This window comes from Pseudomonas tumuqii (assembly GCF_013184545.1).
Classification (GTDB): Bacteria; Pseudomonadota; Gammaproteobacteria; order Pseudomonadales; family Pseudomonadaceae; genus Aquipseudomonas; species Aquipseudomonas tumuqii.
Map to the genome: position 1 here is coordinate 129,708 of NZ_JAAOJA010000004.1, position 12,789 is coordinate 142,496.

General features: G+C 64.5%; 11 protein-coding genes. 7 read left to right on the forward strand and 4 right to left on the reverse strand.

The features are described 5' to 3' along the window. Positions 1-113 precede the first annotated feature (113 nt). Positions 114-1,223: a dihydrolipoamide acetyltransferase family protein gene (locus tag G9C89_RS09590; RefSeq protein ID WP_172147647.1), complete on the forward strand. Its 1,110-nt coding sequence runs from the start codon at positions 114-116 to the stop codon at positions 1,221-1,223. Positions 1,224-1,279: 56 nt separating this feature from the next. Here G9C89_RS09590 and G9C89_RS09595 read toward each other — a convergent pair whose 3' ends face one another. After that, complete coding sequence (locus G9C89_RS09595) at positions 1,280-2,413, reverse strand: aminotransferase class V-fold PLP-dependent enzyme (protein ID WP_172147648.1); 1,134 nt, start codon at positions 2,411-2,413, stop codon at positions 1,280-1,282. Positions 2,414-2,951: 538 nt separating this feature from the next. Between G9C89_RS09595 and G9C89_RS09600 the strand changes: the two genes are divergently transcribed. After that, complete coding sequence (locus G9C89_RS09600) at positions 2,952-3,857, forward strand: alpha/beta fold hydrolase (protein WP_172147649.1); 906 nt, start codon at positions 2,952-2,954, stop codon at positions 3,855-3,857. A 123-nt stretch (positions 3,858-3,980) separates the two neighbouring features. Continuing rightward, positions 3,981-5,666, forward strand: coding sequence for a class II poly(R)-hydroxyalkanoic acid synthase (gene phaC, locus G9C89_RS09605; RefSeq protein WP_172147650.1), 1,686 nt, complete (start codon positions 3,981-3,983; stop codon positions 5,664-5,666). 144 nt (positions 5,667-5,810) lie between these two features. On the opposite strand, the gene G9C89_RS09610 is transcribed toward phaC, so the two are convergent. The 3 genes from G9C89_RS09610 to G9C89_RS09620 all read right to left on the reverse strand — a co-directional run bounded on the left by G9C89_RS09610 (position 5,811) and on the right by G9C89_RS09620 (position 8,814). After that, positions 5,811-6,638, reverse strand: coding sequence for a cytochrome b5 domain-containing protein (locus G9C89_RS09610; RefSeq protein ID WP_172147651.1), 828 nt, complete (start codon positions 6,636-6,638; stop codon positions 5,811-5,813). Further along, a complete protein-coding gene (locus G9C89_RS09615; RefSeq protein ID WP_172147652.1) occupies positions 6,635-7,930 on the reverse strand; it encodes a ferredoxin reductase family protein in 1,296 nt (431 codons plus the stop codon). The genes G9C89_RS09610 and G9C89_RS09615 overlap by 4 nt, the downstream gene beginning before the upstream one ends. Before the next feature lie 623 nt (positions 7,931-8,553). After that, positions 8,554-8,814 (reverse strand): YebG family protein, encoded by a 261-nt coding sequence (locus G9C89_RS09620; RefSeq protein ID WP_172147653.1) that lies wholly within the window; start codon positions 8,812-8,814, stop codon positions 8,554-8,556. Between the two features lie 276 nt (positions 8,815-9,090). Between G9C89_RS09620 and G9C89_RS09625 the strand changes: the two genes are divergently transcribed. The 4 genes from G9C89_RS09625 to G9C89_RS09640 all read left to right on the forward strand — a co-directional run bounded on the left by G9C89_RS09625 (position 9,091) and on the right by G9C89_RS09640 (position 12,772). Beyond that, complete coding sequence (locus G9C89_RS09625; RefSeq protein WP_172147654.1) at positions 9,091-9,558, forward strand: aminoacyl-tRNA deacylase; 468 nt, start codon at positions 9,091-9,093, stop codon at positions 9,556-9,558. 260 nt (positions 9,559-9,818) lie between these two features. Next, on the forward strand, positions 9,819-10,322 hold the full coding sequence (locus G9C89_RS09630; protein ID WP_172147655.1) for a phosphate-starvation-inducible protein PsiE: 504 nt from the start codon (positions 9,819-9,821) through the stop codon (positions 10,320-10,322). Between the two features lie 534 nt (positions 10,323-10,856). Next, complete coding sequence (locus G9C89_RS09635) at positions 10,857-12,080, forward strand: OmpP1/FadL family transporter (RefSeq protein ID WP_256674157.1); 1,224 nt, start codon at positions 10,857-10,859, stop codon at positions 12,078-12,080. A 29-nt stretch (positions 12,081-12,109) separates the two neighbouring features. After that, entirely contained in the window at positions 12,110-12,772 is a 663-nt protein-coding gene (locus tag G9C89_RS09640) for a DUF3313 domain-containing protein (RefSeq protein WP_172147657.1), read from the forward strand. Positions 12,773-12,789 lie beyond the last annotated feature (17 nt).

Genomic DNA, 12,789 nt, shown 5'->3' on the forward strand with positions numbered 1-12,789 from the left:
GCTGCTGATCATGTAGGAGCGGGCCATGCCCGCGATGCGGGTGTCGGATCGATCGCGGGCATGGAACTAGGCGTCACCCCCGCTTCTACGGGGAAGTGAATGGGAGAGTGGAGATGAAATACTTCAAACTGCCCGACCTCGGCGAAGGCCTGCAGGAGGCCGAGATCGTCGAGTGGCACGTCAAGGCCGGCGAGGAGGTCAAGGCCGACCAGCTGTTGGTCTCGGTGGAAACCGCCAAGGCCATCGTCGATATCCCCGCGCCCTACGACGGCGTGGTGGCCAAGACCTTCGGCGCCGAGGGCGACATCCTGCATGTCGGCGAGCCGCTGCTGGCCTACGAGGGCGAGGCCGATGCCGGCACCGTGGTCGGCCGTCTGGAAGGCGGTGGCGAGGCGCAGGCGGACAGCTTCTTCGTCGGCGCCGCGCCTTCGACCCGCGAGCATCTGGCGCCGCGCGCGACCCCGGCGGTGCGTCAACTGGCCCGCCAGCTGGGGGTCGACCTGAGTGGCCTGTCCGGCTCCGGGTCCGACGGCCTGATCACCCGCGGCGATGTCGAAGCCGCGACCCAGTCCGCCCGCGACAAGTTCGGTGGCGACAAGCTGCGCGGGGTACGGCGCAGCATGGCGATCAACATGGCGCGTTCGCATGCCGAGGTGGTGCCGGTGTTCATTGTCGGCGACGCCGACCTGCATCGCTGGCTGCAGGCGCGCGATCCGCTGGTGCGCATCGCCCAGGCGATCGCCGCCGCCTGCGCGGTGGAGCCGGTGCTGAACAGCTGGTTCGATGGCAAGAACCTGTCGCTCAAGCGCCACGCGCAACTCGATCTGGGCATCGCCGTGGATACTACGGACGGGTTGTTCGTGCCCGTGTTGCGCAATGTCGGCGCACGCACGGCGGAGGACTTGAAGGAAGGGGTTGCGCGCCTGCGTGCCGACGTCAAGGCGCGCTCGATCCCGCCCCAGGAAATGATGGGCGCGACCATCACCCTGTCCAATTTCGGCACCCTGTTCGGCCGTTACGCCAACCCGGTGGTGATGCCGCCGCAGGTGGCGATCATCGGCGCTGGCGGTATCCGCGACGAGCCGGTGGCGGTGGGCGGCAAGGTGGTGGTGCACCCGATTCTGCCGCTATCGCTGACCTTCGATCACCGCGCGGTCACCGGCGGCGAGGCCGCGCGTTTTCTCAAGGCGCTGGTGCAGGCGCTGGAGCAGGGCGAGGGTTGATTCGCGCGGCGCTCCAGGCTGTACCGCCTGGGCGGCGCAGCCTGGAACGCCATGCATCAGTCGCTTGGCAGCTGGTCCAGCGCCTGTTCGAGGATCTCGACGGTACGCTCGATATTGTTCAGCTTTTCCAGGCCGAACAGGCCGATGCGGAAGGTCTGGAAGTCGGCCGGTTCATCGCATTGCAGGGGCACCCCGGCGGCAGTTTGCAGGCCCAGGGCGGCGAACTTCTTGCCGTTCTTGATCTGCTCGTCGTCGGTGTAGCAAACCACCACGCCGGGGGCCTGAAAGCCTGCTGCGGCGACACTCTTGAAACCCTTGGCGGTCAACAGCGCGCGCACCCGCTGGCCGAGGGTCTGCTGCTCGGCGCGGATCTCGGCAAAGCCGTAGCCTTGGGTTTCCTGCATGACATCGCGAAAACGCGCCAGCGCATCGCAGGGCATGGTCGCGTGGTAGGCATGGCCGCCCTGTTCGTAGGCCTGCATGATCTGCAGCCATTTCTTCAGGTCGCAGGCGAAGCTGCTGCTCTGGGTCTCGTCGATCCGCGCGCAGGCCAGCGCACTGAGCATCACCAGGGCGCAGCAGGGGGACGCGCTCCAGCCTTTCTGCGGCGCGCTGATCAGCACATCGACGGCGCTGACCTGCATGTCGACCCAGAGCGTGCCCGAGGCGATGCAGTCGAGCACGAACAGACCACCTACCGCATGCACGGCGTCGGCGACGGCGCGCAGGTAGTCATCGGGCAGGAGGATGCCCGAGGCGGTTTCGACATGGGCGGCGAAGACCAGGTGCGGCTTTTCCGCGTGAATGGTCGCCAGCACCTCGTCGAGCGGTGGCGGGGCGAAGGCGGCCTGGCCGCCGGCTTCGACGGGACGGGCCTTCAGCACCTGGGCCGTTGCCGGGATCTGGCCCGCCTCGAAGATCTGCGTCCAGCGGTAGCTGAACCAGCCGTTGCGGATCACCAGGCACTTCCTGCCGGTTGCCAGCTGGCGTGCCACCGCTTCCATACCGAAGGTGCCGCTGCCGGGCACTATCGCCACGGCGTGGGCGTTGTAGACCTGTTTCAGGGTGCTGGAGATGTCGTTCATCACGCGCTGGAACGCCTGCGACATATGGTTGAGGGAGCGGTCGGTGTAGACGACCGAGTATTCGACCAGGCCATCGGGATCGACACTTGGGTACAGGGCTGACATGAGTGACTCCGGGAGCAAGGATGCTGGTGTCATGACCCTGCCCGAAGCCTGGCTGAATGACAAGCTGGCCGGCGCAGGGCTGGCCCGGATCTGCGCTTGCGCCGGCGCAGTGGCGGGCTGACGAACCTTTGGCGAGCAGCGCTCGAACGGCTCGCCAAGCGCCCTCCAGGTTCCGCTCGATGGCGCTGGCGCTCGTCGGAATAACCCCTGCGGAGTGTTGCGCAGCCGCGGGACGCCTGCTTAAATTTTGCTCCCTAGTCGACGGGTGACCAACAGGTCAGGTCGAGCCTCCAGGGCGCCCGCGTTGTCAGTCTGTGCGGTGTAGTGCGCGTTGGTTGAAGCGGAGGGATCCTCAGCCGTGGTACGTGGAATCGATCCGATAAACCACTGCAACTAAGTGAACGTAAACAAGTCATTTATGGGGCTGCCTGATACTTGCTCAAGTCTCGGGTACAGGCGTTTTTTTGCCCGCGCTATGGCCCTGCGAACAGTGCACAGACTGTCCGCAGCGCCCAATTTGTGCCAAGAGGATAACGATATGAGGCCGGAAACTGCCATCGTCGAAATTCACCGGAAGTACAAAATCCACACGGAACATTACCGCAACCCTGCCGCCAACAAGACCATCATCCTGGTCAACGGCTCACTGGCAACCACCGCATTCTTCGCCCCGACGCTGCGTTACCTGCAGCCTCGCTTCAATGTGGTGCTCTACGACCAGCCCTATGCCGGCCAGTCGAAAGCGCACAATCGCCATGATCGACCGATCCGCAAGGAAGACGAAGCCGAGATACTTCTGGAATTGATCGAACACTTTCGCGCGAACCATGTGCTGTCCTTCTCCTGGGGCGGCGCGGCCACCTTGCTGGCCCTGGCCCAGCGGCCGCGACGGATCGAGAAGGCCGTGATCAACTCGTTCGCCGCGCGGCTCAACCAGCCGATGCGCGATTACCTGGAGCGCGGCCTGGACCTGCTCCTGGCCCGCGACCGCTTCAACGTCGGCCGCCTGATCAACGGCACCATCGGCAAGCACCTGCCATCGCTGCTCAAACGCTTCAACCAGCGGCATATCAGCAGCCTGGCCGAGCACGAATACCTGCAGATGCATTTCCATGTCCGCGAGGTGCTGACCCGGGATACCCAGTGCTACCTTGCGTGCGCCGAAGCCATCGAGGTTCCGCTGCTGTTCGTCAACGGCGAGCGGGACGAATACACCACGGCGGCCGATGCCCGGCTGTTCGCCGCCCATGCGCGGCAGTGCCAGTTCCGCACCATCGGCAATGCCGGACACTTCCTCGATATGGAGCACAAGGCGGCCTGGCGCGATACCCGCCAGGCCTTGCTCGGGTTCCTTCAGCCGGCCATGGCGACGTCCGCGCCGCTACTGGATGGCCACCGCTATCCGCTCGTTGAGCGCAGGGCTGCGCAGCGCATCGCCAGCTGAGCCCTTGGCAGTGCCTGTCTGCGGGTTGAGGCTTGGCGCGGTTGTTCGGTCGTATCCCGCCGCGCCTGGCGAGCAACCCTTTCCGTTCGACTCCATACCGGGATGACCGGAGGATGTTTTTCCATGCAAGAGAAACCAGTGTCGGGCAACTTGCCCGTACCCGCGTCCTTTGCCAATGCCGGGCAAAGCGCCCTGGGCGGCTTACGCGGCCGCAACCTGTTGGCCACCCTGCGCACCCTGGCCCTGCAGGGCCTCAAGCAGCCGATCCACAGTAGTCGCCACGCCCTGGCCCTCGGCAGGCAACTGGGGCGCGTGCTGCGCGGCGACACCGTGCTGCCACCGAACAGCCGCGATGCGCGCTTCCAGGATCCCACCTGGCAGCTCAATCCCTTCTATCGCCGCGGTTTGCAGGCCTATCTGGTCTGGCAACAGCAGCTCAACGCCTGGGTCGACGAGAGCGATCTGCCGGCCGACGAGCAAGCCCGCGCGCGCTTCGTCCTGGCCCAGCTCGGCGATGCCCTGGCGCCGTCCAACAGCCTGCTCAACCCGCTGGCGCTCAAGGAGCTGTTCAACTCCGGCGGCGTCAGTCTGCTCAAGGGCGTCGGTCATCTGGTCGACGACCTGCTGCACAACGGCGGCATGCCCAGCCAGGTGAGCAAGCAGGCCTTCGAGGTTGGTCGCAATCTGGCGGTCACCCCGGGTTCGGTGGTGTTGCGCAACGAGTTGCTCGAGCTGATCCAGTACCAGCCGATGAGCGAGCAGCAGTACGCGCGGCCGTTGCTGATCGTGCCGCCGCAGATCAACAAGTACTACATCTTCGATCTGGCGCCGGGCAAGAGCTTCGTCCAGTACGCGCTGAAGAACGGCCTGCAGGTGTTCGTGGTGAGCTGGCGCAATCCGGACGCCCGCCATCGCGAGTGGGGCCTGTCGAGCTATGTGCAGGCGCTCGAGGAGGCCATCGATGCCTGTCGGGCGATTACCGCCAGCAAGGACGTGAACCTGCTAGGCGCCTGCGCCGGCGGCCTGACCATGGCCGTCCTGCAGGGCCATCTGCAGGCCAAGCGGCAGCTGCGCAAGGTCGCCAGCGCCACCTACATGGTCAGCCTGCTGGACAGCCGGGTGGAGAGCCCGGCGGCGCTGTTCGTCGACCAACAGACCCTGGAGGCGGCCAAGCGCCGCTCCTCCGAGCAGGGGGTGCTGGACGGCCGCGACATGGCCAAGGTGTTCGCCTGGATGCGTCCCAACGACCTGATCTGGAACTACTGGGTCAACAACTACCTGCTCGGCAAGCAGCCGCCGGCCTTCGACATTCTCTACTGGAACAACGACAACACCCGCCTGCCGGCCGCCCTGCACGGCGACTTCCTCGACTTCTTCCGGCTCAATGCCCTGAGCCGTGCCGGCGGCATGCAGGTCTGCGGCACGCCGATCGACCTGCAGAAGGTCACGGTCGACAGCTTCAGCGTGGCCGGGATCAACGATCACATCACCCCCTGGGACACGGCCTACCGCTCGGCCCTGCTGCTTGGCGGCGACAAGCGCTTCATCCTGTCCAACAGCGGGCATATCCAGGCCATCCTCAACCCGCCGGGCAACCCCAAGGCCACCTATATGGAACACGCCAGCCTGAGCGCCGACCCGCACGCCTGGTATAGCCAGGCGCAGAAGCACGAAGGCAGCTGGTGGCCGCAATGGCTGGACTGGATTCAGGCACGCTCGGGCGAGCAACGCGAGACGCTGACGGCCCTCGGCAGCCAGGACTACCCGCCGCTGGACGCCGCGCCGGGCACCTATGTACATATGCGATGAGCGGCCTGTTCGGGAATACGGATAGCTGCAAATAGAGACGCGTCGCGTAGGCCCGATAATGGTCCGACCTGTACGGCCTGGCCCAGTCAGCAGTTTGCGCCTATGGCTCTGCTCGGACAGCCTGACCGGCTGGCGCCCATGCGCTCACTGCCACTGGTACACCCCGCGGTTCAGGGCATCGCGCACCGCCGAGATGACCTTGCTGGCGCGCAGGGTGGCGCCGCTGAAGGCGTCGATGTCGTCGACCACCTTGCCCGGCTCGTAGAGGTCGAAGAGGTTGGCGAGGGGCTGGCCCTCCAGGTGCGCGATGCTTTGCCGGTATTGCAGGAGTACCGGGTAGGCGGGGTGTTCCTCGGTCAGTTTCAGGTAGTCGACGCCGGCATAGGCGAGGTAGCGCAGTTCGATGTCGTGCATTCGGTGTTCGCGCAGGCTGAATTGCAGGCTGACCTGCATCTCGCCCCGGTCCGAGAAGTGGCCACGATAGATGCCGTCCAGGTAGGTGCCCGGTGCCAGGCCCAGCAGTACCTTGGCGGACGGGCGCGAAGATGTGCCAGTTGTTCCCTGCGGCGTAGTCAGGACCTGCCGGGGCGGTGCGGCGGCTGTGGCCGACGCGAACTGGCCGATCAGATAGCTTTGCAGCAACAGCGCAGCGTTGGCGCTGTGGGCCTGTCCGGGTCGTTTGTTGTGCCACGCCGCGCTGGCGTCCTTGCCGCACCAGTCCAGCGTCAGGGCCTCGTCGCCGGGATGCTCGGGGAGGTAGGACGTGACGTCATAGACCTTGCCGTCGATGGCCTTCCAGCAACTGTCGCGGTGATTGTGCGTGGCCAGTTCCTCTGCGCCGATCGGTCTGAGGGTGTCGGCCGTGGTAGCAGGCTCGGTCGAGCGACCCATGAGCAAACCGGTCGCCAGCAGCGTCAGCACGACGCTGAAGAAGGCGACCAGGGCGGTATAGGCGATCTTGTTCAGGCTCATAGGAAATCGAATGCCTCCGTGTGGATGAATGCGCGGTCGACCCCGGCCGTGGCCAGCAGCCCGTGCAGGTACTCGAGCATCGCTGGCGGACCGCAGATGTAGAGTTCGCGCTCGGCGAAGTCGGGGCAATGCTCGCGCAGGAAGGCCTCGCTGAGGGGGCCGCAGCAGGAGAAGTAGTGGATGCTCAGGCTCAGCTGCTCGTGGGCGCTGGCGATCCGTTCGAGTTCGTCGTGGTAATAGGCGCGCTCCGGACGATTGGCCAGGTAGAACAACACCACGTGGGTGAATTGATCGGGCCGCTCCGCCAGGTATCGGGCTGCGCTGACGAAGGGGGTGATGCCGATGCCCCCGCCCAGCCACAGCTGCTTGCGTTGCGGCGCCCGACGCGCGAAGAACTGCCCGTACGGTCCCTCGACCTGCACCCGGCTGCCCGGCGTCAGCGCCTGCAGGGCCAGGCTGGCATCGCCGAGTGCCTTGATCCCCAGCTTCAATTCGGCAGCGCCCGGCGCAGAGGTGATGGTGAAGGGGTGCTCTTCTGCGCATCCGGCGCCGAGCGATGGATCCTGCGGGGTCAGGTAAATGAATTGTCCGGCACTATGGACGATGCCCTTGTGCTTGGGCACCAGGCTGATTTCCACCACATCCGCCGCCAGTCGGGTGACCTGGGCGACCCGGTATTCGCGCCGCGCCAGAACCGGGGCCAGCAGCTTGCGCCAGGCGATCGCGGCCAGGGCCAGCAGGCTCAGCAGCCACCAGGCGGCGCGCTCAGGGGAAACCGGCAGGGCATGCAGCAAGGCCAGCAGCAGGGCGGCCGCAGACAGCAGGTGCTGGCGTTTCCAGCGTTGATAGTGGATGCCCGACACCTGGAAGGTCGGTGCGAGGGCGCCGATCAGCGCCGCCAGGGCCAGCCAGCCGGCCCAGATAGGGGCATACGAGAGCGGCGGGAAAAGCACCCGCAATGCCTGCTCCAGCGACAGCGGCAGCGCCGCGAAGCTCAGCAGGAGCACGTGGCCGAGAATCAGGATAAAAGCGCTGAAACCCAGGTGTCGATGCAGTAGCCACAGGCGTGGCAGGCCGCCAAACCAGCGGTCCAGCCCTGGCAGGCGTACGCACATGGCCGCCGTCACCAGCAGCGCGGCGAGGCCCAGCACCCCCGTTATCCGCCCGGCCAGGGCCAGCAGCCAGACAACCCCCTCGCCCTGCAGCCCCGACAACCTCGGTCCGGCCATGGCGAGCGGTGCCAGCACCAGCATGGCGAGTAGCAGGTCGCCAGGCTCGACTTTCCTGGGCATGGGCCTTTTCCTTGAATCTCCGCTTCGCAAGAGCTTCAGGATTCCAGCTATTGCTGGTCGGCGACAATGATCTGAGTCATGAGGATGGCCGAAAGCGTGGGCAGCGGGGGTGAGGTGAAGAGGGCGACGCTAACTACGCCGCGATTGCATCTGCGGACTGCATCCGGGCCACGCAGTGCGAGCCATCGGCCTGACTGATGGGTGGGGGTGGGCTCTGTCCGAGAAGATTTGGTCATAAAAGCGTTTCGCAGGCATGGGCTGTGCGTCCCCCCCGCTCTTATCAAACTGAAAATAGCCCATTGTTTTTATATAGAAATCTGTACGAGATCTTGTAGGAGCCAGTAACCGTAGGATGGTGCGGGCCGCGTAGGATGAGCGCAGCGATACCCATCGGGCGGTTTATGCCTGTACCCGTTGGCAGGGCGAGTATCGATGATGGGTTACGGCGCCTTTGTTCTGCTGGCAGCAGGTCAATTTGCGGGCGCCTAACCTACGCGGCCCGACCTAGGCGGCCCCACCTACGCGGCCCGACCCATCCTACGGTCTTGATCCTTGAGTCCTCCAGTTTGCTGCGCGACAGCGCGGCAGCGAAGACGGGGTGGCCGTTCTTGCGGCAGTCGTGGTTATTCGGCCGCGGCTTGGCCCAGTTCGCTCAGCGCGTCCGGCTGGTTCTTGAAGGCCTTGGCGAAGATTTCGCGGTTCTTGGCCATGAAAATGCCCAGTTCTTCGCCTTGCTGCTCGTTCAGCGAAGGCACGGCCTTTTGCAATACATCGGTGAGCAGCTCGGCCAGTTCGAGCATCTTGTCATGACGGTCGGCTTCGGCTTTATCCATGAATAAACGCTCCAGATCCCGGCTGCTGCGGTACACCACTTCGACGGCCATTCATCACCTCTACGCCTTCACGCTGATGGGTTGTAAAAAACTGTTCATATATACAGTATTGGCGCAGTGTAAAGCAGTTGGCCGAGGCCTGCTAGTGCATCGGTCACAGGGTTTGCCCATGCACTAAACTTGTATGTGCTAGGCACGGCTCGAAACAGGGCCGGGCAATACCCGGACGGCTCGCAATACTCCCGTCGCGGCAGTACCCGGTTGTCGCGGACTCCAGCGGGAAGCGGGGCTGGCGTCGATTCTCAGGCCAACGTCAGGAGGTGCATCATGAGCATGGCCAATCGTTTGCAAAACTACCTGTCACAGCAGCACTCCCACTACGACATGCTGCAGCACGATCCTTCGATGACCACCCGTGAAGCGGCGCGGCGCGCCGGCATACCGCCGCATCTGATGGCCAAGTCGGTGATTCTCGACGACTTTCAGGGGCATTGGCTGATGGCGGTGGTCCCGGCGACCCACCAGGTCGACCTCAACAAGGTGCGCAAACTGACCAAACGCCACTGGCGGCTGGCACGGGAAAACGAGTTCGGCCCGCGTTTCAGCGACTGCGCGGACGGCGCGATTCCGCCGGTGGGCAGCGCGTTCGAGATGGAAACCCTGATCGACGAGTCGCTGACGGCGCTCAAGGACGTGTATTTCGAGTCGGGCGATCATGAAGGTCTGGTGCATATGAGTTCGGAGCAGTTTCTCCAGCTCATGCCGACCGCCCAGTGCGGACCGATCAGCGAATAGGCCCGACTCCGGGTGGCGCCAATGCTGAGGGCGCCGCCCGCTTTTTTCTTGCCTCCGCTGCTTGCCGGGGGCGTGTCGTATTGCCGCACAGCACTCTTCCCGGCCGCCTGGCTGGCCCTCATCCTGCATAATCCAACCGTCACCTGCGGGTCCGATCATGGCGGGGCACCCACTACCGAGCGCTGGTGAAAAAGCACCCGCCTACTGCCGCCGCCTCGCGACGGTGCTCGATATCTTCACAACCTCCGAGGAGTCGCATCTTGAAATTGAATTGGGCCGAGGCGCTGCGTGAGAACCTGCATGGGCTGGCCGAGTCGCTCGGCAACCTGCTGGTCGAGAGCTTTCACTACCTGGCGCTGTTCGCCATCGGCGGGGCCACCGCCTGGGCGGCGGTGATGGCGTTCAGCGGTATGGTCGAGAAGGGCCACACCACGGTCGACGATATCCTGCTGCTGTTCATCTACCTCGAACTGGGGGCGATGGTCGGGATCTACTTCAAGACCAACCACATGCCGATCCGTTTCCTGATCTATGTGGCGATCACCGCGCTGACTCGTTTGCTGATCTCCGACGTGTCGCACCACCATCGCCCGGATATGGGCGTGGTGATGATTTCCGGGGCGATCCTGTTGCTGGCGGTGGCGATTCTGGTGGTCCGCTACGCCTCCGCGCGCTTCCCCTCGGTGCAAGCCGATGGCCCGCGCATGCGCCGCAACCCGGCCGACAACGCGGCGGAGAAGGATGATGCCCAGGGCGATGATTAGGCGGCCCGGCGGCCCGGCGATCCGGTTCTCCGCCAGCCGTTGCACCGATGGGCGTGCTCGTCGCTGCCGGGCCGGACTGCATCCATCCATCAATAGCGCGGTGACGACTGTCCTCCAGAACATGCCCCGGAGGACAGGTCAGCGTTGCATCTGCATCATCTAAGCCTGCTGATCAGCGCCGCCAACGCATGGCCGAGCAGGCAATCCCTAGCCCCCCCCCCCAAGCCCTTGCTTTCAGCAACACGGCACAACGCACCGCCACCGCAATGGTTGCGGGCATGTGAGCGAATCTGCTTTTGCTCGTAAATTGACACAACTCCGGGTCCAGACTAAATATCAGAAGCTGAAGTGCCATTTAATCGAGCTTGTGGCGGAGCGTCTCACGCTTCTCCATCTTGGCTTCTGACGGGAGTTCACGGCCCGTTTATCTGGGCCGCTAGTCGCAGCAGATGTTTCATCAAGGATGTCCATATGCGCATCGCGAGCCCGTCCCTTGTCTGGTTGAGTAGTCTCCTTTGTCTCGTGAGTCCCGGCATGCTCCAGGCTGGCGGTATCCTGCTGTATGAGTACGCTAGCGATAACGTCAGCTTGGCCAACGCCGGCGCCGCCGCACGTGCCCAGGGGCCATCCACCCTGGCCAGCAACCCGGCCGGCCTGGCCTTCTTGCCGGGCACTCAGGTCAGCGGCGGTCTGCAGGTGGTGAATGGCGATCTCTCGTTCGATGACCAGGCGGGTAGTCAGCCCGGCGCCGACAGCGGGCAGATCCTCGAGTGGCTGCCGGGCGGCAGCTTCTTCGTCAGCCATGCAGTCAACCAGGCTCTCAGCGTCGGCTTTGGCCTGTATGGCGACTTCGGCCTGGCGGGTGATTACGACGAAGACTGGAGCGGCCGTTATTTCGTCCAGGATGCCAGCATCATGAGTGTCTCGCTGGCGCCCGGCATGGCCTACCGGCTCAACCAGCAGTGGTCCGTCGGCCTCGGCCTGCGCGCGGTATACGGCACGCTGGAAACCCACGTGGCGGTGGATAACAACCCGCTGGGTATTGGCAACTTCGCCGATGGGCAACTGCATTACAAGGGCGACGATTGGGGCTATGGTGCCAACCTCGGGGTGATCTACCAGCCGCGCGCCGGCACCCGCATCGGCCTGAGTTACACCACGGCAGTCGATCTTGAGTTCGAGGATCGCTTGAGCATCGCCGACCTGCGCCCCGCGCTGGTCACGCAGCTCGATGAACGCGGCATCCTCGGCGCACCGCTGCACATCGACATGACGATTCCGCAAACCGCTACCCTCAGCCTCTATCAGGCGCTCGACGCACAGTGGGCGCTGCTGGCCAGTGCCGGCTGGCAGGACTGGTCGGAGTTCGGTCGGGTCGGCATCGAGCTGGATTCCGACAACCCGACGTCGGCAACGACCGATCGTCAATACCGTGACACCTGGCACCTGGCTATCGGCAGCCAGTACCAGGCGACGCCCGCGCTGCTCTGGCAAGCCGGGCTGGCATATGACAGCTCGGCGGTTGCCGATAGTGACCGCACTTTTGACACGCCGATGGCTGAGTCCTGGCGCCTGGCCACTGGCATCTCCTACGCTTTCAACAGGGACGCGGAGCTGAACCTCGGCTATGCCTTTATCTGGATGGGCGACATGCCCATCGCGCAGAGCAAGGGTGTCGGTGAGCGCATCAGTACGTCCGGCGAATTCGCCGATGCAGCCATCCATGTCCTCAGCAGTTCCATCACCTGGCGTTACTGATCGACTCGTCACCACACAGGAGCAACACCATGAAGCGTTCCAGCATTGCCGTCACCGGGCTATTGTTTTCCGCGTTGCTGCTCGGCGGCTGCGCGTCGAAAGTCACCGAGCCGGAGCAGTATTCCGGTTTCCTCGCCGATTACTCGCGCCTGCAACCGGCCACGTCTCCCACTGGCCAACCGGTCTTGCGCTGGATGGCGCCAGGCGTCAACCTGAACAGCTATAAGCACGTGGTTGTGCAGTCGATCGGCTTCCATCCCGCCCCGAGTCCGTCCGAGCAGATCGGCGCCCCGGCTCTGGCCCAGTTGCAGGCCTACACCTCCGAACAGATCAAGGCCGCTTTTGGCCGGCGCTTCCAGGTGCACGAGGCGGGTGCCCAGCCCGGCCCGCAAACCCTGATCCTGCGTGCCGCCATTACCGGAGTGGACACCAAGGCCGAGGGACTCAAGCCCTACGAGGTGATTCCGATCGCCTTGGTCGTGGCCGCCACCACCAGTGCCACCGGCGCGCGCGACCGTACCACCGAGCTGTTCGTCGAGGCCGAACTGATCGACGCCAGCACCGGTCAGCCGGTATTGCAGGTGGTGCGCAAGGGCTATGGCAAGGAACTGGAGAATAAGGAGGAGCAGATCACCCTGGACACCCTCAAGGGCGTGATCGATGGCATCGTGCGCGATATCGACAAGTTCTAGTCGCCTCGACCGGGCAA